At 45.8% G+C, this 795-nt stretch carries 1 protein-coding gene; it reads left to right on the top strand.

Features of this window, described 5'->3' with window-relative positions; all coding sequences use genetic code 11:
• The coding region (locus tag J5224_RS31950; protein WP_264628981.1) for a hypothetical protein at window positions 1-795 on the top strand (795 nt) is incomplete at both ends.

Raw genomic sequence — 795 nt, 5'->3', positions numbered from 1 at the left:
ATCAGCAAGATAAAAAATATGGGGATCAGCGTCAACAGGATGAGCAGGTAAAACGATTAGCCAGCACGCCGGGATTACATTCAGGAAATAGGGACAGGCACAGTATAGCTCATGCGCTATTACAGCTTTTATCATTACTCAGTACGGTGTCTAATAGCACGGTGAGCACCGCAAAGGCGTTAACCGGTTCGGAATTACAATCAGTTACGCCACGCAGCCCAGAGGGTGTGCCGCAACATGTCACCTTGAGCATCGGCATGATAAATCAGCTCGATAAGGCATCGCGGCCAGCAACGGGAGTAACACCTCTTTTCCCTATGCCTCCGGCTGAGGTGCTAACAACACACCCTATTATCCGGCATCGAAAAACGCCTTCGGTGAATAATGGAAAAAACAATGAAAACCTCATCCATTTTTTGAGAAAAAAAGGGGTGTTACCGTGCAGTGAAAAATATTGTGCTTTATCTAAAGAGCAACTGGTCTCTGGGGTTGCACATTGGCTTTTTAATATGGACATTGAGGGTGACTCAGTGCCATTACACAGAATGGATATCGTGGCCAGGCATATTCTCCGTGCCTCAGGGGAATATGGAAGTCAAAAAGGAGAGCATCTTTCGCGTGAGCAAGTTGCGATAGTGATCAGAAACTGGGTGTTTGACACCTTTCTGGGAATGCCACTCAGTGAATATTTAACCCGAAAAATGGCAACTGCTGATTACCCTAATTATTATACTGTGAGCAGTATTAAACACCTGGCGGCCTTGAGCACGCTTGACAGTGAAAAACATGTTAACC

The sequence above is a fragment of the Candidatus Symbiopectobacterium sp. NZEC135 genome, from assembly GCF_025962695.1.
Note: the sequence above shows the minus strand (reverse complement) of the source record. Positions and strands in the feature narration are given on the sequence as shown.